This window comes from Aquirufa beregesia, from assembly GCF_011090385.1.
In the GTDB taxonomy this organism is placed as follows: domain Bacteria; phylum Bacteroidota; class Bacteroidia; order Cytophagales; family Spirosomataceae; genus Aquirufa; species Aquirufa beregesia.
Map to the genome: position 1 here is coordinate 1 of NZ_SEWW01000066.1, position 243 is coordinate 243.

General features: G+C 27.2%; 1 protein-coding gene. It reads right to left on the reverse strand.

Annotated features, from left to right (window positions below):
• A partial coding sequence (locus EWU23_RS14425; protein ID WP_394367331.1) for an IS3 family transposase occupies positions 1 to 130 on the reverse strand: 130 nt, incomplete at its 3' end.
• Positions 131 to 243 lie beyond the last annotated feature (113 nt).

The following is a 243-nucleotide window of genomic DNA, read 5'->3' on the forward strand; positions in this document are numbered from 1 at the left end:
TTGAAAAGAACTTATTATTATTCCAACTTTCTTCAAAACTTACAGGGCTTAATTTTCCATTATTATTATGTGGTCTTTTGTTATTGTATTGATAAACTGCTTTATCAACACACTTTTTTAATTGTTCTATTTATTCGTTCAGCATATGCATTATCTTGAGCACAAATAGCCATAGAGATTTTACATTTATTAGCTTTTAATAACTCTATATAGGGCTTATAAATATATTGAGCTCCTCTGTCA